Source organism: Inhella proteolytica (assembly GCF_016093275.1).
Classification (GTDB): Bacteria; Pseudomonadota; Gammaproteobacteria; order Burkholderiales; family Burkholderiaceae_C; genus Inhella; species Inhella proteolytica.
The window spans coordinates 1-1,582 of the sequence record NZ_JAEDAK010000039.1 but is presented as its reverse complement, the minus strand read 5'-3'; the positions used below and the strand labels follow the sequence as shown (position 1 = coordinate 1,582).

Annotated in this window: 2 protein-coding genes; both read left to right on the top strand. The window is 52.3% G+C overall.

Translation table 11 applies throughout. The features are described 5' to 3' along the window. A partial coding sequence (locus I7X39_RS22935; protein WP_232352148.1) for a hypothetical protein occupies window positions 1-671 on the top strand: 671 nt, incomplete at its 5' end. 37 nt (window positions 672-708) lie between these two features. Continuing rightward, complete coding sequence (locus tag I7X39_RS22930) at window positions 709-1,023, top strand: hypothetical protein (protein ID WP_198113687.1); 315 nt, start codon at window positions 709-711, stop codon at window positions 1,021-1,023. The last annotated feature ends 559 nt before the right edge of the window (window positions 1,024-1,582 follow it).

Below are 1,582 nucleotides of genomic sequence, written 5' to 3'. Positions count from 1 at the left end.
CACAATGGCCATGGACTTCCCCTTTCGAGTCAGTTGATGAGATTTCGCAACCCCATCGTGGCACTCGTTGCCGTTTCCCGCTTATTGCGGGCCGCTCGGGACGGGGAAGTCCCTTTCATTCGTTATGGCGCGAGATGAATAGGCTCCTGCAATTCGCAATCTTGTTGGCTCTCTGGTACTTGATGCCTGTGGCTTCAGCAACAGAACCCCTTCACGATCAGCTTGTCATTGACTCAAAAGCGGGACAGATCTTTCCAGAAAAATGCTGCTGGCTGGAATTACCAGATTCGGAAGAGCTTCGTAGCGCGCGCCGAGCAGAAAGTTGTTCCGCAATTGGCGGACCTGTTGGGCAGTTCAAGCTTCTGGATGACAAGATTTGGCTGACCGGCCTCTATCGGTGCGGTGGCGGTATTCCATTGAAATCCATATTCCCAAACCTACCTGATCCCGCATTGGCTGATTGGTTGAGCGGAACATTTACCGCCCGAATTGACTATCTTTGTCGCAATCAGGTTGGTGCACCTATTTACAAGCGGGAGATAAATCTTGTGATACAGCGCGGAGTGGTGCGGTCACGTGGCGAAAAGATCAACGACGAGTCATTGTGCGCGCCGCGCCATAACCTATCGCTGCAGCCGACCCGCGCCAGCTATGCTGGCTTGGTCGGCTGAGCTCAAACGTTGGGCGTCATAGGCGAACAGTGGTCACATGAATCCAGAACAAATTGAGCTTCATGATGCAAGGCTGCGGCGTATGTCATATGACTACTGCGCAAAGCGCGTCTTGGTCGAGGTGGAGTTCTTCCCTTCGGAAGACTCATCCAAGCGTGTGGCAGCTGAGATTGATTTTGAAGGCGTTACTCACGCATCAAAGATTGTTGACTTCGAGCGATTGGAGAGTAATTTCTCCGCTGGAAACATCAACTACTGGAGGCCGTCCGAAGGTGGCGTCACATACATCTATTTGGCGGACGGTTGCATCCAAATTTCCTGCCGCAAAATTTTGATAAGGCTTGGCGAATGACGCCCAACCCTTCATTGCAGCGGACCTGCGCCAGCTACGCTGGCTGGTCCGCTGAATTCAAACGTTAAGGCGCATATTGTGCGGGCTGTCGCTTCAGCGATCGTTGTTTCTGCTGCGCTAGTGTTAGTGCCAGAGTATGGTTTGGCAGCATCCTCCGCTCCATGGGACTGTGCTTTAGGCCGCACTACTCCGGTTACTGATAAGACCCGCCTCACCCACTTGAAGGCAATAGCTCTTGCGTCTACTGCAGCAAGTTCACAACGAGTAAATCTCGCACTATTTCAGCAGACCTCGGTGTGTTTCGACAAATCAAAAAGACGGTGGGTTGTATTCTTCGATGGACTCGATGAACAGCCTGGAAATCACTTCATGGTTTATGTGCCGGAAGGTTCTGAGCCGATCAAGATTGTGTGGGGCGAGTGACAATGCGCCTTAACCTTTCATTGCAGCGGACCTGCGCCAGCTGCGCTGGCTGGTCCGCTGAATTCAAACTACAAGGGCTTCCCCACTGATTGCAAGCAATATCCAGCCCTGATGAATGGCGCAGCCATTCATCAAG

Excerpts from the sequence above, each read along its gene's own strand:
- I7X39_RS22930 (WP_198113687.1), top strand. The coding sequence starts at position 709 with ATGAATCCAGAACAAATTGAGCTTCATGATGCAAGGCTGCGGCGTATG.